This window comes from Phyllobacterium sp. MT110 (assembly GCF_058792715.1).
The window spans coordinates 652,432-669,937 of record NZ_JBXAFE010000001.1 but is presented as its reverse complement, the minus strand read 5'-3'; the positions used below and the strand labels follow the sequence as shown (position 1 = coordinate 669,937).

14 protein-coding genes are annotated in these 17,506 nt (G+C 60.1%); 5 read left to right on the top strand and 9 right to left on the bottom strand.

The features are described 5' to 3' along the window. Positions 1–183: 183 nt before the first annotated feature. The 5 genes from glyA to AC1Q5O_RS03330 form a co-directional block, all read right to left on the bottom strand. Entirely contained in the window at positions 184–1,494 is a 1,311-nt protein-coding gene (glyA, locus tag AC1Q5O_RS03350; protein WP_492561896.1) for a serine hydroxymethyltransferase, read from the bottom strand. 187 nt (positions 1,495–1,681) lie between these two features. Continuing rightward, entirely contained in the window at positions 1,682–2,971 is a 1,290-nt protein-coding gene (locus AC1Q5O_RS03345; RefSeq protein ID WP_492561895.1) for a L,D-transpeptidase family protein, read from the bottom strand. Between the two features lie 314 nt (positions 2,972–3,285). Continuing rightward, positions 3,286–3,801, bottom strand: a complete 516-nt coding sequence (gene ldtR, locus AC1Q5O_RS03340; RefSeq protein WP_105735615.1) for a transcriptional regulator LdtR — start codon at positions 3,799–3,801, stop codon at positions 3,286–3,288. Positions 3,802–3,939: 138 nt separating this feature from the next. Continuing rightward, complete coding sequence (locus AC1Q5O_RS03335; protein ID WP_223615716.1) at positions 3,940–4,368, bottom strand: DUF6163 family protein; 429 nt, start codon at positions 4,366–4,368, stop codon at positions 3,940–3,942. Next, a complete protein-coding gene (locus tag AC1Q5O_RS03330) occupies positions 4,365–5,420 on the bottom strand; it encodes an enoyl-CoA hydratase/isomerase family protein (RefSeq protein ID WP_492561894.1) in 1,056 nt (351 codons plus the stop codon). Before AC1Q5O_RS03330 ends, AC1Q5O_RS03335 begins: the two co-directional genes overlap by 4 nt. A 159-nt stretch (positions 5,421–5,579) precedes the next feature. On the opposite strand from AC1Q5O_RS03330, the gene hemB reads away from it, so the two are divergent. The 5 genes from hemB (at position 5,580) to AC1Q5O_RS03305 (ending at position 9,920) form a co-directional block, all read left to right on the top strand. Then, a complete protein-coding gene (gene hemB / locus AC1Q5O_RS03325) occupies positions 5,580–6,617 on the top strand; it encodes a porphobilinogen synthase (RefSeq protein ID WP_464659933.1) in 1,038 nt (345 codons plus the stop codon). 304 nt (positions 6,618–6,921) lie between these two features. Continuing rightward, the gene (locus AC1Q5O_RS03320; RefSeq protein WP_472462494.1) at positions 6,922–7,335 is read left to right on the top strand and encodes an RDD family protein; all 414 of its coding nucleotides are present in this window, start codon (positions 6,922–6,924) and stop codon (positions 7,333–7,335) included. 47 nt (positions 7,336–7,382) lie between these two features. Continuing rightward, positions 7,383–7,811 carry a hypothetical protein gene (locus AC1Q5O_RS03315; protein ID WP_492561893.1) on the top strand — a complete coding sequence of 143 codons (429 nt, stop codon included), beginning with the start codon at positions 7,383–7,385 and terminating at the stop codon, positions 7,809–7,811. Positions 7,812–7,953: 142 nt separating this feature from the next. Further along, positions 7,954–8,700, top strand: coding sequence for an arginyltransferase (locus AC1Q5O_RS03310; RefSeq protein WP_223615712.1), 747 nt, complete (start codon positions 7,954–7,956; stop codon positions 8,698–8,700). 320 nt (positions 8,701–9,020) lie between these two features. Then, complete coding sequence (locus tag AC1Q5O_RS03305; protein ID WP_492561892.1) at positions 9,021–9,920, top strand: DMT family transporter; 900 nt, start codon at positions 9,021–9,023, stop codon at positions 9,918–9,920. Positions 9,921–9,926: 6 nt separating this feature from the next. Here the strand turns inward: AC1Q5O_RS03305 and AC1Q5O_RS03300 are convergent, their stop codons facing one another. From AC1Q5O_RS03300 to parC, 4 genes are all read right to left on the bottom strand, one after another. Beyond that, entirely contained in the window at positions 9,927–13,076 is a 3,150-nt protein-coding gene (locus AC1Q5O_RS03300) for an efflux RND transporter permease subunit (RefSeq protein ID WP_492561891.1), read from the bottom strand. Then, positions 13,073–14,275, bottom strand: a complete 1,203-nt coding sequence (locus tag AC1Q5O_RS03295; protein WP_492561890.1) for an efflux RND transporter periplasmic adaptor subunit — start codon at positions 14,273–14,275, stop codon at positions 13,073–13,075. Before AC1Q5O_RS03295 ends, AC1Q5O_RS03300 begins: the two co-directional genes overlap by 4 nt. Before the next feature lie 48 nt (positions 14,276–14,323). Beyond that, positions 14,324–15,022 carry a TetR/AcrR family transcriptional regulator gene (locus AC1Q5O_RS03290; RefSeq protein WP_223615708.1) on the bottom strand — a complete coding sequence of 233 codons (699 nt, stop codon included), beginning with the start codon at positions 15,020–15,022 and terminating at the stop codon, positions 14,324–14,326. Between the two features lie 113 nt (positions 15,023–15,135). Beyond that, complete coding sequence (parC, locus tag AC1Q5O_RS03285; protein WP_492561889.1) at positions 15,136–17,418, bottom strand: DNA topoisomerase IV subunit A; 2,283 nt, start codon at positions 17,416–17,418, stop codon at positions 15,136–15,138. Between the last annotated feature and the right edge of the window lie 88 nt (positions 17,419–17,506).

Below are 17,506 nucleotides of genomic sequence, written 5' to 3'. Positions count from 1 at the left end.
TCGACAAGCTCACCATGAGGGAGATGGAGGATTGCAGGGAGCCATACCCCGCAGCGTTTGCGAATCGATTGACGCCAACTCACCTCCCTCATGGTGAGCTTGTCGAACCACGCACTTCCTCCCGCACCCGCAAACAAAAATGGCGGCGCTCAAGCACCGCCATTTTCAGTAATTCTCCCGGATTTACTGTCCGAGATAGGGGTAAAGCGGGAAGCGGCCGGTCAGCTCGACCACCTTGGTCTGCACAGCCTTTTCAACCGCTGCATTGCCCTCGTCGGAATTGGCGACCTTCAGGCCATCGAGCACTTCCGAAATCAGATTGCCGATCTCGGTGAATTCGGCCGCGCCGAAACCGCGCGTCGTGCCAGCCGGGGTGCCCAGGCGCACGCCCGAGGTGACGAACGGCTTTTCCGGGTCGAACGGGATACCGTTCTTGTTGCAGGTGATGTTGGCGCGGCCAAGCGCGGCTTCCGCACGCTTGCCGGTGGCGTTCTTGGGACGCAGGTCCACCAGCATCAAATGGTTGTCCGTGCCACCCGAAACGATGTTGAGGCCGTTCTTCTTCAGCGATTCTGCCAGGGTACGGGCATTGTTCACGACATTCTGGCCGTAGGTCTTGAATTCCGGCTTCAGCGCTTCGCCGAAAGCCACGGCCTTGGCGGCGATGACATGCATCAGCGGTCCGCCCTGCAGGCCGGGGAAGACAGCCGAATTGATCTTCTTGGCAATATCAGCGTCGTTGGTCAGGATCATGCCGCCGCGCGGGCCGCGCAGGGATTTGTGCGTCGTGGTGGTGGTGACATGCGCATGCGGCAGCGGCGACGGGTGCGCACCGGCAGCCACGAGACCGGCGATGTGCGCCATGTCGACCATGAGATAGGCGCCGATCGCATCGGCGATCTGGCGGAAGCGCTCGAAATCCCAGACGCGCGAATAGGCCGTGCCGCCGGCAATGATCAGCTTTGGCTTGTGCTGATGCGCCAGACGTTCGATTTCGGCCATGTCGAGCAGGTTGTCGTCCTGGCGCACGCCGTAGGACACGACGTTGAACCATTTGCCGGACATGTTGACGGGCGAACCGTGGGTCAGGTGCCCGCCGGAATTGAGGTCGAGGCCCATGAAGGTGTCGCCCGGCTGCAGCAGTGCCAGGAATACGGCCTGGTTCATCTGGCTGCCGGAATTCGGCTGCACATTGGCATATTCGCAGTTGAACAGTTTTTTGGCGCGCTCGATGGCCAGTTCTTCCGCGATATCGACAAACTGGCAGCCGCCATAATAGCGCTTGCCCGGATAGCCCTCGGCATATTTGTTGGTCATGATCGAGCCCTGTGCCTCAAGCACGGCGCGCGAAACGATGTTTTCCGAGGCGATCAGCTCGATCTCGTGGCGCTGGCGGCCCAGTTCCTTGCGGATGGAGCCAAAAATTTCCGGATCGATGTCTTCGAGTGATGCGTTGAAAAATGTATCTGCAACGGAAGCGCTTGCATTCGACATGGTGCCTGGACCCTCATTTGCCGGTAAGTGAGTAGGTATTTCCGGCGCATTATCATACTTAAACGATCAAGGCCAATGGCCGGTGGGCGAAAAGCACTAGCCCGAAACCGCCATCCACCATTCAAATGCAAAAAGACCGCCCGGAGGCGGTCTTTGCAATATCAGCATCTTCAAGCAGATGCAGCGATCAGGTGTTGGTGCCGATCGACAGGGCCTGCTGGCCATCGCGCTCATAAATATCGTCGCGCAGCTGGACAACGCCGTCGCCGGTCGACCAGGCGCTGACATAGACGAAATGCAGGGGAACCGGATCGGCAACGGCAATCGGCGTGTTTACGCCGGATTTGATCGTCGCATCCATGGTCTGGCGGTCCCAGCCCGGCGTGTTGCGCAGCAGCCAGACATTCAGGTCGCGCACGTTCTGCACGCGCACGCAGCCGGAGGAATCGAAGCGCATCAGCTTGTTGAAATTGCCCTGCTGCGGCGTGTCATGCATGTAAACCGCGTAGGGATTGGGGAAGTTGATCTTGGTCGAGGACATGGCGTTGATCTTGCCCGGGTCCTGACGGAACATCAGCTTGACCGCATCGTCGGTGTTCCAGTCGACGCTTTCCGGCGGCACTTCCTGGCGCTGTTCGTTGAACAGGCGGATCTTGTTGCGCGTGAGGTATGTCGGGTCCTTGCGCATCAGCGGGATAATATCCTTCTGGATGATCGACTTCGGTGCCGTCCAGTAAGGGTTGAGAATGACTTCGGAAATCTTGGAGTCGAGAATCGGCGTCTGGCGGTCGATCTTGCCGACAATGGCCGTATGGCGCTGCACGACGCGGCCGCCCTCGACAGCCTCGATCTGCGCGGCCGGAATATTGACCATGACATAGCGGGCGCCCTGGTTGGCAGCGGCGAGCGTGCGCACGCGCTCCAGATTGGTCTGCAGCTGGCCGAGCCGGATATTGGCCGGAATGTTCATGGCGGCAATGGTGAACTGGCCCATGACACCATCGGCGGGAAGGCCGTGGCGGGACTGGAAACGCTTCACCGCCGCATCGACATAGGTGTCGAACGAATTGGAAATGCCGGCGCTCGCGGACAGATCGCCCGATACCATCAGGCGCTTGCGCAGGATGGAAACGGAAGGATCGACAACGCCGAGTTGCAGTTTGGTGGTAACCGGCACGTTCGGCCAGCCGCCACCGGCAACGATCTGGTTGTAGCTGTTGATGGCCGCCTGAATGAAGGACACCGTCTCGGGGCTGGCAATCGGCTGGAAGCTGGCCACCTTGGCGTGGGCGCTGGAGCGTGCGTCGAACTGATCGTCCCAGTTGCCGCGGCGTGGAGAAGCAAGGATGTCGTTGATTGCGGCATCTTCCGCCCAGGCGGACGATGCAATGGCAGCCAAACCAGCTGTTGCCACGCCCGTGAGGAATGTGCGGCGATCAAGCGCTGATGATCCTAGTTTCTTCATAGTATTGCCCAACCCAATTGGAAGTTCTGTAACCAACCCGTCGCCTCATAACGCAGAACACGGATTATGGTTTCCAAAATTATCAGGAACACCCTTAATAAACAGCAACTTTTGCACTGATCGCGTTATCGTGATGGTTCGAGCGCCGATCAGCCCGTGCGGAGGCCGCTATTTAAGCTTCACTGAATTATGGAATAACTCAAAACGCCTTTCCACGCCATTATGGCGGATTGATGACTTTTGCCCCGCAGGCACAGCCCTGCACAGCAAAGCCCGCCTTCGCTGTCACGCGAAGCCGGGCTTTTGTTTGACAGTGGTCTCGAGGATTACATGCGGTAGGCGATGGTATCGTTCCAGAAGCGGTCGAGACGCTGCAACGCCTTGTTCATCGACTGGAATTCTTCCGCCTTGATGCCGCCGACATGCTCGATCGACGCCACGTGACGCTCGTAAAGGCCTGCAACCAGTTCGGCCACTTCATTGCCCTTCTCCGTCAGGCTGACGCGAACCGAACGCCGGTCGGTGCGGGAACGCTCGTGGGAGATGAAGCCGAGTTCGACCAGTTTCTTCAGATTGTAGGACACGTTCGAGCCGAGATAGTAGCCGCGGCTGCGCAGTTCACCGGCGGTCAGTTCAGCATTGCCGATGTTGAAAAGCAGCAATGCCTGGATGGCGTTGATGTCGCTGCGGCCGTTGCGGTCGAATTCATCTTTGACAACGTCAAGTAAACGACGATGCAGACGTTCGACCAACTGAAGTGCTTCAAGATAAAGAGTCCGCAATGCTGTATCATTGACGGTCGCATGCGGGCTCGTGCCAGACTTTCTCTGTATGTTGTTCATAATACCTGCCTCACTGTTGTTTCGGTGTATTTTTCTCACCGTTGAGGCAACACTATCGAATACGCATAAAATTCGAATTAAAACTCAGACTTAACAGTACCTTACCACAAGGCATGCAATTTCAGGCTTAATGAAGACTTACCGCTGCGGCATGGCCTGCTGGCGCTTCTGCAGCAAAAGCACGATACGGAAGGCGATATAGAGCAAGGCGACGCAGCCATGGATAACGGCGATTGCCGGCCGGTAATAAAAGTATTCCCAGAACACGGTGAACATCAGCGTCTCACCCGCGGCAGCCACGAACCAGATGACGGGGCCCCACGAAACCATCATCCAGAGCCCGGTCGCCGCCACGGGAAACAGCATGGCCAGCGACACGGACGCTACCTTCCATTGCCAGGGCATCAAATCGAAGCGCCAGAGCAGCCCGTCGTAATAGCCCATGATCTGCACCCAGTAACCGACACCGGCCGCGAGGCAATACAGTGACACCAAACGCAGCAGCCAGATGAATCCGGTCTGGGCCAGCGTCGAATCGAAGGGCAGATGGGTGGGCTTCTCGATCATGTAAGCTGCAGTTCCCGCTCGCCCAGCGGCGCGAAATAAGCGTCCACCATCTCCGGCGTCACGTCTTCGACCGTTGCAGGCTGCCAGACCGGCGCATTGCCCTTATCGACCAGCAGCGCCCGGACACCTTCATAGAAATCGTGGTTTTCCAGCATTCGGGACAGGATCCGGTATTCCATCTGCATGCATTGATCCATGTCGAGATCACGTCCTTCTTCGATCTGCCTGAACGTCACGTGCAGGCTGGTGGGAGAACGTGTCCTGACGATATCCAGAACGCGCTGCGCATCCTCGTTTCCGTTCACGCCGGCGGCAGCCAAGCGGATGAGACAACCGCCGAGCGTTTGCGAATCGAAGAGCACGCCGATCATATCGCGTATTTTTTCACTGGTTTCATAGTCCGGATTGATCGTTTTGCCGTGCAAGGCTTCCGCCGGGTCGCCTGTTTTGATCAGGCTATGGCGGATCGCCTCCTTGTCCTGCGCCCGGATGGCATGGGTGGCAATGCCGCTCTGCAGGCAGTCGCCCTGGCGGATACGGTTGCCGGTCAGGGCAAGATAGGTGCCGAAATGTTCGGGCAAATGCGGCAGGAAGGCACTGCCGCCCACATCGGGAAAGAAGCCGATGCCAACTTCCGGCATGGCGAACATGACATTTTCCGTGACGATCCGGTGCGAGCCATGCACGGAAATGCCGACTCCACCGCCCATGACGATGCCGTCGATCAGGGAAACATAAGGTTTTGGAAAGTGGCGGATGAAGGCATTGAGCCGGTACTCGTCGTAAAAGAAGTCATAGAGCGGCTTGCCCGCCTGCCCCGCATGGTAGACGGCAAGAATATCGCCGCCCGCACAAAAGGCGCGGCCCTCCCCCTCAACGATAACGCAGGCGATATCGGGATCGGCGGCCCAGGCCTGCAGGGCGCGATGCATCGCCCGGACCATGATCGGGGTCAGGGCATTGAGGGCTTTCGGGCGTGTCAAACGAACCAGTCCGGCCTTGCCCCTGGTTTCGAATACTACTTCGCCTTCGCCGCCGAAATCGATTTCCATGCACCCCTCCTCATTGATTATTATGAGGTTAGGAAACTCCGGCGCACCGCGTCAATGGATCACATCTGTTGCCAAGCATCTTGGTCCGAGGGGGGAAGCCTGTTAAAACACTTCTAAACAACAGCAGAAAGTCCGCCGCACGCGGATAAGGCAGCCATCATGAACAAAGTTTCCCCTTTTCATGCCAGCACCGGCAGGACCGTCGATGAAATCACGCAGAGCCGCCGCCTGCGCCGCATGCGCAAGGCTGACTGGTCGCGCCGCCTGGTTCAGGAGAACCAGCTGACGGTGAATGACCTGATCTGGCCGATCTTTCTGTGCGAGGGGACGAATCGCCGTGAAGACATTGCCGCCATGCCCGGCGTGCAGCGCTTTTCTGTGGATATGGCCGCGCGCGAGGCGGAGCGTGCCGCAAAGCTCGGCATTCCGGCCATTGCCACCTTCGCCAATATCGATCCGGCGCTGCGCGATGAGACGGGATCGGGCATTCTCGATGCCGACAACCTGATCAACCGCGCCACCCGCGCCATCAAGGACGCAGTGCCGGAAATCGGCATGATCACCGATGTGGCGCTCGACCCGTTCACCAGTCATGGCCATGATGGCATTCTGCGCGACGGCATCATCGTCAATGACGAGACGGTGGCGCAGATCACCCGCGGCGCCGTGCTGCAGGCAGCCGCCGGTGCCGATATCATTGCACCGTCCGACATGATGGATGGCCGTATCGGCGCCATCCGCGAAGCGCTGGACCAGAATGGTTTCCAGGATGTGGCGATCATGGCCTATGCGACCAAGTTCGCATCGGCCTTCTATGGCCCCTACCGCGAAGCCATCGGCACGTCGGGACGCCTGAAGGGCGACAAGAAGACCTATTACATCGATCCGGCCAACACGGACGAGGCGGTCCGCGAAGCGGAGCAGGATCTGGCGGAAGGCGCGGATTCACTGATGGTCAAGCCCGGCCTGCCTTATCTCGACATCATCCACCGGCTCAAGCAGACATTCTGCGTCCCGACATTCGCCTATCAGGTGTCCGGCGAATACACGATGATCAAGGCCGCCGGCGCCAATGGCTGGATCGACGAGGAACGGGTGATGATGGAAACGCTGCTGGCGTTCAAGCGAGCCGGTTGCGACGGCATCCTGACCTATTTCGCCCCGCTTGTCGCCGAGCGCCTGAAAGCCGGGCTTTAGACTGAATCAGCTCCGTGCGTGGTTCGACAAGCTCACCATGAGGGAAATGCATGGGCTGCACAGTCGATTGGGAACATTGAAGAATACCGTTCCCTGCAATCCTCACTCTCCCTCATGGTGAGCTTGTCGAACCACGCACAATGGCCATATGCAGCCCTATTGCGCAAAATCTCCTTGAATTTCCATTCCGGAGTTCCCACGTTCTGCAGCACGGCACTGTGTCCGTGTGTTTGAAACGGGAAACGAAATGAATACGAGCGCGCTTGACGGCGAAATAATCACCAACCGCCTGGATGACTGGCGGATGTATCAGGGCGTGCGGTCCAGCCGCATTTTCGCGTTCCTGATGGATTATGTCATCGTGTTTTTCCTGTGCATCCCGGTTGCGATCATCATCGCCATTCTGGGTGTTGCAACGCTTGGCCTTGGATGGATGCTGTACGGCATCATGTTCCCGGCCGTGGCACTCGCCTATGTGGCGACAACACTTGGCGGACCGCGCCAGGCAACCAAGGGCATGCAGATGATGGGCCTCAGGCTCGAACGTCTTGACGGCCAGAAGGTCGATGGCCTGCTTGCCATCGTCCATACGGTCCTGTTCTGGGGATTGAATGTGGTGCTGACACCGCTGATCCTGCTCGCAACTTTCGTTGTCGACCGCAAACGCACGGTCCACGATCTTCTTCTTGGTACGGTCGTCGTACGCGCATATCATTAATCCAGAGGGCTCCCGTCGGGAGCCTTCTTTCTTTACCGGCCACATCCATGACTCATCTCAGGCTTGCTGCTCTCGCCGCAATGGCATTTGCATTCTATGGTTCCGCACTTGGCGTCAGCATCGCTGCTTCGCCGGCCGGACGGTTTTGCGGCGAGGTGATTTCAAGCGGCGACTACCGGGATGTCGTCACGGCGCTCAATGTGGATCGTGATGGCCGCATATCGGGCACATACCAGATCGAAGCGCGCGATGGCCTCGTCATGGGAACCCTCGCGGAAAAAGATCCGGCCAAGGGTACCGAGCGCACGATGGTCTGGGTCGACAAATACGGCTCGGGTCTGCTGACCATTCGCTTCTCCAACGATTACCGTTCCTTCGCCGGCCGCTGGGGCCGTACGGTCGACGGCAAGGCGGACGCGCCGAGCCATTCATGGAACGGCCAGCCCTGCTACAATCTCAATGACGAGCACGGCTGACATTTTGCTTGGCACCTCGGTCCTGGCCGTAACGTTTGCAACGACGACCCGCGACATTCACATCTGAATGCAATATAATTGAATTGACGTTTTCGGGGGGCTTACGATTCTATAGGGGTTGCAGACTGTTCCAGGATAACGAATGACGCATCAACCGCAGCAATCACCGCAGTTCTTCCTGACAGCACCCTCACCCTGTCCTTATCTGGAAGGGCAATTGGAGCGCAAGGTTTTTACACACCTCGTCGGCGGGCGCGCCGCCGAGCTGAATGATCTCCTGACCCAGGGCGGTTTCCGCCGCTCCCAGAACATTGCCTACCGTCCGGCCTGCGAGAATTGCCGGGCCTGCGTTTCCGTGCGGATTCTGGCCGGGGAGTTCAAGCAGGACAAATCCATGCGCCGGGTCTGGAACCACAACCGGGACCTGATCGGCAATATCCACCAGGCGGAACCTTCGACCGAACAATACGCCCTCTTCCGGCGCTATCTCGACGCGCGGCACAACAAGGGCGGCATGTCGGAAATGACGGTGCTCGACTATGCGATGATGGTTGAAGACACCCATGTCCCCACCCAGATCATCGAATACCGCCGCCGCGGGCCGGATTCCTTCATCACCAAGAAGGGCGAAGGCGAACTGATCGCCGTGGCGCTGACCGATGTCATGGGCGACGGATTGTCGATGGTCTATTCCTTCTTCAATCCGGATTACGCCGACCGTTCGCTCGGCACCTTCATGATCCTCGATCATATCCAGCGCGCCGCTGCCGCCGGCCTCCCGCATGTCTATCTCGGCTACTGGGTCGAGGGCTCGCGCAAGATGCAGTACAAAATCCGCTACAAGCCCCAGGAACATCTGGGCCCGAAGGGCTGGGAACGCCGCGATTGAGCGGGGTTGCAGCACATCTTATTGTAATTCACCCCCCTCTGGGCTGCCGCCCATCTCCCCCACGAGGGGGGAGATCACATCGACATCAATAGTTTACCAGTTTTGCTGCCTTTGAGATTAACTGAAACAGCTGTGAAGGCTGATCTCCCCCCTTGTGGGGGAGATGTCCGGCAGGACAGAGGGGGGTGACCGATTGGTTCCAGCACCGCTTACCCGTTTCCTTCGAAACAGATTAATGAATCCCGGCCCTAGAATAAGCCAGCGCTTGCGGCTAATGCTCGGGCCTCAAAACAAGAAAAAGACTTGGAAAGTCAGAGGAAATGTCCCAACCGCATCTCGATCACCGCAAGGGCCTGCTCATCACGGGCATAGGCGGGCTGATACTCTCCGTCGATATCCCGCTGCTGCGCCTCGGCCAGGGGGAAACCTGGTCGACCCTGCTGCTGCGCAGCGGCACGACCTTCATCTGCGCCCTGATCATCTGGGCGGTGTGGAGCATGGTGACCGGCCGGGTCAAAACCATCCTGCCGGGACGGATCGGCTTTGCCGTGGCCGGGCTTTACGGCCTGGGCTCGATCTTCTTCATGATCGCCGTCTACAACACCTCGACGGCCAACCTTGTCTTCATCCTGGCGTTCAACACGGTGTTTGCCGCGCTGCTTTCCTGGATTTTCCTGAAGGAGCGCCCGAAAACCGCAACCTTCGTCGCCATGTTCTTCATGCTGATCGGCGTCGGGATTATCGTGCGCGAGGGCCTGTCATCGGGGCACCTGTTCGGCAATATCATCGCTCTCATGTCGACATTCTTCCTCGCCTCCGCCATCACGGTCACCCGCGCCTCGAAGAAGGATATGAGCTTTGCGGCCATTATCGGCACCGTCCTGCCGATGACCGTGGCGATTTTCATGGTTTCACAGCATGGCTTTTCCGTCGCGGCGCCCGGCTGGATCATCTTCAACGGCGCCGTGGTGACGACAATCGCCTTTGCCTGCCTGGCGACCGGCCCGCGCTTCCTGTCCGGGCCTGAAGTGGCTATGTTTTATCTGCTGGAGACGGTTCTGGCGCCGATCTGGGTCTGGCTGGTCTTTGCCGAACGTCCGAGCGACCCCACCCTGTTCGGCGGTATCATCATCATCACCACGCTGGTCAGCCATTCGATCTGGCAGATGCACAGCGCCCGCAAGCGCTCTCGGATGGCGGCATTCCGCCACCCGATCTGAGAACCCCTATTCGGCTGCCTCGCTGGCATAGCCCGGTGCCGGATAGGCGGGCACGGTGCGCACGCCAGGGCGTGCGGCCGTTTCGGCTTCGTCCGGCTTGTTCGGACGGAAACCCCAATGGAACGCACGCGCCATCCAGCGGCTGAGATCGTCCATGATCGTGTAGAAGGACGGCACGAACACCAGCGACAGGACAGTCGAGATCAGCAGCCCGCCGATCACCGCGATGGCCATGGGTGCCCGGAACTCGCCGCCATCGCCGAAGGCCAGCGCCGCCGGCACCATGCCCGCGGACATGGCAATCGTCGTCATGACAATGGGACGGATGCGCTTGCGGCCCGCGTCGATGATGGCCTCATTGCGCGGAATGCCGTGCTTGACCTCTTCAATGGCAAAATCGACCAGCATGATGGCGTTCTTGGTGACGATGCCCATCAGCATGAGAATACCGATGACCACGGCCATGGACACGGAATTGTTGGTGAGCAGCAGGGCGGCGGCCACACCGGCAATCGACAACGGCAATGACATCAGGATGGTGAAGGCGTGGAAGATACTGCCGAAGAGCAGGATCAGCACCACGAACACCAGCATCAGGCCCATGATCATCGCATTGCGGAAGCCCGCGAACACTTCGCCCATCACTTCAGCGTCGCCAGTTTCCTGAATGCGCACGCCATCCGGCATGGATTTGACCTGCGGCAAGCCCTTGACGATGGAAAGCCCCTCGCCGATCTCCTTGCCGCCGGCCATGTTGGCGCCGACGACGACGCGCCGTTCGCGGTTGAAGCGTTCGATGGACGACGGTCCCTGGCCGAAACTGACCTGTGCGATGGATGCCAGCGGCACCACGACGCCGGATGGGGCGGTCACGGTCAGCGTGTTCAAGACGGTCAGGTCGCGGCGGGCGTCCTCGGTCAGCTGAACCCGGATCGGAATCTGCCGGTCACCCACGGTGTATTTCGCCAGATTGGCATCGAGATCGCCAAGCGTCGCCACGCGCAGCGCATCGGAAACGGCAGCCGTGGACAGGCCAAGCTCGGCCAGCTTGTCCATGCGCGGTGTCACGATGATTTCCGGACGGTCCAGCGCGGCGCTGGAGGACACCGCCTGGAAGCTGCCCGTTGCCGTCATGCCGCTCTGCATGGACCGGGCCTGCTCGCTCACCTTCTGGCCGTCCGTGCCGATGACGCCGACGGCAAATTCGCGTTCGCCGCGATCATTGACAAAGTTGGCGCGCAGATCCGGCACTTCGGAAAGCTTGGCGAAAATCTCGGCTTCGATCTGCTTCTGGCTCCGGTTGCGCTCGCTCTTGTGGCTGAGCTTGACGATCATGGTCGCGCGGCGCGTGTCCGTCTCGCCCTTTGGCGACGACCCGCCGACGACATAGGTCTGCTGCACTTCCGGGATTTCCCGGACCCGCAGCGCCGCTTCATCGGTGACGCGGCGGGTTTCATCGATGCGCGAACCCGGCGTCAGCTCGAGATTGACCGCCACCCGCGCCTCGTCCTGCGCCGGGACAAATCCGGATGGCAGGAACCCCATGGCCCAGATGGCCGTTGCAAACAGCAGGACGCCGCTGATCAGCGTGAGCCAGCGATAGCGCAGCGTCACGCCAAGGAAGCGTGTATAGGCGCCAACCCAGCCGGTGTCATTGTCCTCATGGTGCAGGTTCTTGCCGTCGCGCAGGAGATAGGCCGTCATCATCGGCGTGATCAGGCGGGCGACCAGCAGCGAGAAGAACACCGCCACGGCGACCGTCAGGCCGAACTGCTTGAAATATTGTCCGGCAATGCCGCTCATGAAACTGACCGGCGCAAACACCGCAATGATCGTTACGGAAATGGCGATAACGGCAAGTCCGATTTCGTCGGCCGCTTCCAGCGACGCGCGGTAAGGCGATTTGCCCGACCGCATGTGCCGGACGATGTTCTCGATCTCCACGATGGCGTCGTCGACGAGAATACCCGTCACCAGCGTGATGCCGAGCAGACTGATCAGGTTCAGCGAGAAGCCGAGCATATCGATGGCCCAGAATGTCGGGATGGCGGACAGAGGCAGGGCAATCGCCGCGATCAGCGTCGCGCGGATATTGCGCAGGAACAGGAAGACCACGACGATCGACAGCAGCGCGCCTTCGACCAGCGAGCTCATGGCGGCTTCGTAATTGCCGTAGGTGTAGTTCACCGCATTGTCGATGATGCTGAACCGCACATCGGGGTATTTCTGCGTCAGCAGGTCCATGCGGTCCTGAACCCGCTTGAACACATCAGCATCGCTGGCACCCTTGGCGCGGAACACGCCGAGGGACACAACGGTCTGGTTGTTGACGCGGGCAAAGGATTTGGGTTCCTGGAACGAATCCGACACGGTGCCGATGGCATCCAGCCGGACAGAGCGCCCGCCCGCCAGCGGAATTTCGACGCTGCGCAGGTCGTCCAGCGTGCGGGATGCGCCAAGGGTACGGATGGTCTGCTGGGTTGAACCCAGATCGCCGCGCCCGCCGGTCAGATCGGCATTCATCGATTTCAGCGCGCGGTTGACGTCAAATGCAGTCACGCCCAATGCCGTCAGACGGTCCGGATCGAGCGAGACGCGGATTTCCCGCGTCACGCCGCCATAGCGTTCGACACGGCCGACACCCTTGACGCCCTGGATATCGCGCAGAATCTTGTCGTCGACGAACCACGACAGTTCCTCGGATGTCATCGCCGGCGCGGAAATCGCATAGGTCAGGATCGACGAGCCCTCGACATCGACAGAGCTGACAATGGGTTCCTTGATCGTGGCAGGCAGATCGCTGCGGATACGGGTGACCGCATCCTTGACATCGTTGAGCGCCTTTTGCGTATCCACTTCGAGGCGGAACTCGACGAGCGTCGTCGAAATGCCTTCGGTCAGCGTGGTGGTGACGTTCTTCACGCCGGTGATGTTGGCAACCGAATCCTCGACACGCTTGGCGATCTGGGTTTCCAGCTCGCTCGGCGCAACGCCGGGATCGGTGATCGCCACGGAAATCAGGGGAACATCGATATTGGGAAAGCGGGTGATCGGCAGCTTGGAAAAGCTCATCAGGCCGAGAACGACGAGCACGACAAACAGCAGGATCGACGGAACCGGATTGCGGATCGACCAGGCGGAAATGTTCCAGTTCATTTGACTGCCCCCGTCGTTTCCGCGGCAATGCGCATGGGCGTCACCCGGTCGCCATTGGCAACGAACGTACCGGCCCGCGCGACAACGTCTTCGCCGTCGGCAAGGCCGTCGAGCACTTCCACAGCGCGGTCATTGCGGATGCCGAGGGTGACCTTGCGCGTGTCGACCACGCCGTCCTTGACCACCTGCACAAGGGCCGTCGGGCCGCGATAGACAACGGCCGAGAGCGGGACGCTGACGCCATTGCGCCGGGTCAATTCGATGACCGCACGGGCAAAGTTGCCGGGCCGGATCGCGTCATTGCGCTCCAGTGAAATCTTCACCGCACCGAGGCGCGAGCTTGCGGTGATTTCCGGGGAGATGAGGCGGACCCGGCCGGAAACCGGCTGCTCCATGCCGGACACGCGCACGGCCACCGGCATGTCAGGCTTGAGGCGCGGCAAATCCACTTCCGGTATATTGGCCGAAAGTTCGAACTCGCCGTCGCGGGCGATGCGGAACAGCGGACCGGCATTCATCGACACGATCCCGCCAAGCAGCGCATTGCGGCTGAGGACGACGCCGGTCGTCGGTGCCTTGACATCGGCCTTTTCGATGCGCAGCAGGACATCGCGTTTCTGCGCGGCCACCAATTGCAGCTGCGACTGGCTGGCAACCAGCGCCTGCCGGGATGTGTTGAGCCGGGCATTGGCGCTGTCATAGGCATTGGTGGCATTGTCGAAATCGGCTTTGGAGGTAATGCCCTTGGCCGACAGGGCGCGGGCGCGGTCGAGCGCTTCCTGGGCCTGCCGGACGGCGATCTGCGCATCAACGATCTGCGCCTCCGACTGGGCGATGGATGCTTCGGCCTGGGCGCGCTGCGCCTCGATCTGCGCCAGCTGGATTTCGAGGGACGATTTGTCGAGGCGGGCGATGATATCGCCCTCCTTCACCCGGTCACCCTGATCGGCGCTGAGTTCGAGCACGATCAGCCCCGCCACATCGGTTCCCACGGCAACTTCCTGACGCGGAACGATGGTGCCGGTGACGGTGATGGACGCGACCATCTCGGCTTCGGCGGCCGGAATGACATTGATGACGGGCGGCTTGACCGCCTGTACGGCCGTTTTGTCCTCGGCCATGGCGGCCGGGACGAGCGTGGCGGTGAGGCCGAGGGCCAGAACGACGGATGCCAGAAGTTTAGTGCGACGGTTGCGCATCGGATTACCTGATCAAAAGAGGTATTTGCTGGATCGGTATGTCAGTATTTATGCTTGCACGGGGCGCAGGATGCCGACTGCAAGAGCGCGGAACATCGGCTCCAGCGCCTCGACAGGCACACCCTGTGCCGGAAAATTCCGCATGATGATCCCCTCGCCCATGGCGGCAAGGCTGGCCACGACAAGCTCAAGGTCACCGACGGGATCAATCTCGCCCCGGGCCTTGGCGGCGCCGACGGCCGACAGAAGCTTTTCGCGCATCTGTCCTTCATAAAGCTCGCATTGGGCCGCAACGGCCTCGTTGCGGATGGCTTCCGCCCGCACTTCGGCAAAAAGCCGCGCGCTGGCGTCGTCAACGCCGTTCGCCGACTTCTGGCGAACGTGATCGAGGCCCACCATCACAAGCGCATCGATGATGTTGCCGTACCCGCTCATGCGGTCGAGAATTTCGGCGCTTGCCTTGCGATGGCCGGCGACGATGGCTTCGATCAGGGATTCCTTCGAGGGGAAGTAACGGTAAAGCGCACCGGGGCTCATGCCGGCCTCGGAGCAGATGTCATTCATCGATGCGCCACGAAAGCCCGCACGGACAAAACAGTTGGTGGCGGCTTCAAGGATGCGCGCTTCCTGCACTTCGCGGTTCTGCGCCCGTTTGCCGAACAGCTTGGCGACAAAACAACCGGATTCCCTGTCCGATCCGTCATCGGTTAGGAGCTTCGACTGCTTTGGCAGAATACTGTCGGTCACGAGGCACCACAAAAAAGAGCGAATGTTCACTCTCATTTACAGCGAAACGCAAAACCGGTCAATACGAGAATGAACGCTCTCGTTTAATTTTTCAATCAGCCGTCACGTCGATGTCAGGAAAACTTGCCCGAGCGCGGGAAACCCTTCGGCACCATGCGGCCGGCGGAAGCACGCGGCCCGATCCATTCGGCCAGTTCCTCCCGGCTGCGCGTGAACGTCCGGTCCGCCGCATCCTGCCATGTGAGCCCCCGCTCCATGGCAAAGACGCGGATATCGGAGACGCCGCCATCCTTGTAGCGCTGCAGGCGTACGCCTTTGCCGCGCCCGAGTTCGGGGATTTCCGCCAGCGGGAACACCAGCATCTTGCGGTTCTCGCCGACAATCGCCACGCTGTCACCGGTGACGGGAATGCAATGGCGCGCCTCATCCGGCGCCTTGACGTTCATCACCTGCCTGCCCTTGCGGGTATTGGCCATGACATCCGCCTCCGGCACGAGGAAGCCGTTGCCGTCATGGGATGACAGCAGCAGCTGGCGTCCGGGGTTGTGCACGAAGGCCGTGACGATGTCCTGATCGTTCTCCATATCCACGATGATGCGGATCGGCTCGCCATGACCGCGCCCGCCGGGCAGGCTGTTGGCGCCGATGGTGTAGAACTTGCCGCCGGTGGTCAGGATCAGAATCCGGTCCGTGGTTTCCGCGTGGAATGCCAGCTTGAGCTTGTCGCCCTCCTTGAAGGTCAGCGACGAGAAATCGGGCAGATGCCCCTTCATGGCGCGCAGCCAGCCCTTTTCCGAGACGACAACCGTCACCGGCTCCTTCTCGATCATGGCATGGTGAATATCGGCCTGGTCGTGCTGCGGCGCATCGGCAAAGGTGGTGCGTCGCTTGCCGAGCGGTGTGTCGGCCGCATATTTCTTCTGCATTTCGGCGATCTGCCAGGAAATGGTCTGCCACTGCTTGGCATCGGAACCCAGCAACTGCTCGATTTCGCCCTTTTCGGCGGTCAGCCCGTCGAACTCCTTGCGGATTTCGAATTCCTCGAGCTTGCGCAACGACCGCAGGCGCATGTTCAGGACCGCTTCCGCCTGAACATCGCTCAGCCCGAAACGGGTCATCATTTCCTGCTTGGGCTCATCCTCCTCGCGGATGATGCGGATCACCTCATCGAGGTTGAGATAGGCAATCAGGAAACCGCCGAGAATTTCCAGGCGGCGCTCGATCTCGGCCAGCCGGTGGCGCGAACGGCGGATGAGGACGTCCTTGCGGTGTTCGAGCCATTGCTTGAGCACGTCGCGCAGCGACAGGACGTTGGGCACCTTGCCGTTCGAGAGAACATTCATATTCAGGGGAAAGCGTGTTTCCAGCTCGGACAGCTTGAACAGGGATTCCATCAGAATGTCGGGATTGACGCTGCGGCTCTTCGGTTCGAGCACGATGCGCACATCCTCGGTGGATTCGTCGCGCACGTCATCCAGCAAGGGAATTTTCTTGGCGATCAGGAGCTCGGCGATCTTTTCGATCAGCCGGGATTTTTGCACCTGATAGGGAATTTCGGTGATGACAACGATCCAGGTGCCGCGTCCCTGATCCTCCACATGCCAGCGGGCGCGCAGGCGGAAACCGCCGCGCCCGGTCTTGTAGGCATCGAGAATGGCATCGGCGCTTTCGACAAGCACGCCACCGGTCGGGAAATCCGGCCCGCGCACCCTGGTCCTGGTGTGATCCTCGGGATCATCCTCCAGCGACATCAGCTCTTCGACCGTCGCCTCGGGATGCCTGATCAGGTGCAGGGCGGCGGCGCAGAGTTCCGATACATTGTGCGGCGGGATCGACGTGGCCATGCCCACCGCAATGCCGGACGAGCCGTTGGCGAGCAGGTTCGGGAAGGCGCCGGGAAGAACGATCGGTTCTTCGTCTTCCTCGTTATAGGTCGGGCGGAAGTCGACAGCATCCTCGGTGATGCCTTCGAGAAGCAGCATGGCAACGTCGGTCATCCGCGCTTCGGTATAGCGCATGGCCGCCGGGTTATCGCCGTCGATATTGCCGAAATTGCCCTGCCCGTCGACAACCGGATAACGCACGGCGAAATCCTGCGACAGGCGCACCAGCGCGTCATAGATCGACTGGTCGCCATGCGGGTGGAACTTGCCCATGACCTCGCCGACGATGCGGGCGCATTTGGCATAGGACTGGTCGGGCGAAAGCCGCAACAGCCGCATCGCATGCATGATTCTGCGGTGGACGGGTTTGAGCCCGTCGCGCACATCCGGCAGGGCACGGTTCATGATTGTCGAAAGCGCGTAGGCCAGATAGCGTTCTTCCAGCGCGGCTTTCAGATCAACCGGTTCAATATTATCGTCGCCATTGTCTGGCGGAATCAGGCTTTTTCCCATGTCAATGGGTTATCAACTCACCGATTCACGGGCAAGCAATGATTCGCTCAGATCACAGCCTGTTGCCTATCGTGATGGGCAAAAAATG

Bases quoted from the DNA above. Each gene is read 5' to 3' on its own strand.
- glyA (WP_492561896.1), bottom strand. From the start codon at position 1,494: ATGTCGAATGCAAGCGCTTCCGTTGCAGATACATTTTTCAACGCATCA.
- ldtR (WP_105735615.1), bottom strand. From the start codon at position 3,801: ATGAACAACATACAGAGAAAGTCTGGCACGAGCCCGCATGCGACCGTC.
- AC1Q5O_RS03335 (WP_223615716.1), bottom strand. From the start codon at position 4,368: ATGATCGAGAAGCCCACCCATCTGCCCTTCGATTCGACGCTGGCCCAG.
- AC1Q5O_RS03330 (WP_492561894.1), bottom strand. From the start codon at position 5,420: ATGGAAATCGATTTCGGCGGCGAAGGCGAAGTAGTATTCGAAACCAGG.
- hemB (WP_464659933.1), top strand. From the start codon at position 5,580: ATGAACAAAGTTTCCCCTTTTCATGCCAGCACCGGCAGGACCGTCGAT.
- AC1Q5O_RS03320 (WP_472462494.1), top strand. From the start codon at position 6,922: ATGTATCAGGGCGTGCGGTCCAGCCGCATTTTCGCGTTCCTGATGGAT.
- AC1Q5O_RS03315 (WP_492561893.1), top strand. From the start codon at position 7,383: ATGACTCATCTCAGGCTTGCTGCTCTCGCCGCAATGGCATTTGCATTC.
- AC1Q5O_RS03310 (WP_223615712.1), top strand. From the start codon at position 7,954: ATGACGCATCAACCGCAGCAATCACCGCAGTTCTTCCTGACAGCACCC.
- AC1Q5O_RS03305 (WP_492561892.1), top strand. From the start codon at position 9,021: ATGTCCCAACCGCATCTCGATCACCGCAAGGGCCTGCTCATCACGGGC.
- AC1Q5O_RS03300 (WP_492561891.1), bottom strand. From the start codon at position 13,076: ATGAACTGGAACATTTCCGCCTGGTCGATCCGCAATCCGGTTCCGTCG.
- AC1Q5O_RS03295 (WP_492561890.1), bottom strand. From the start codon at position 14,275: ATGCGCAACCGTCGCACTAAACTTCTGGCATCCGTCGTTCTGGCCCTC.
- parC (WP_492561889.1), bottom strand. From the start codon at position 17,418: ATGGGAAAAAGCCTGATTCCGCCAGACAATGGCGACGATAATATTGAA.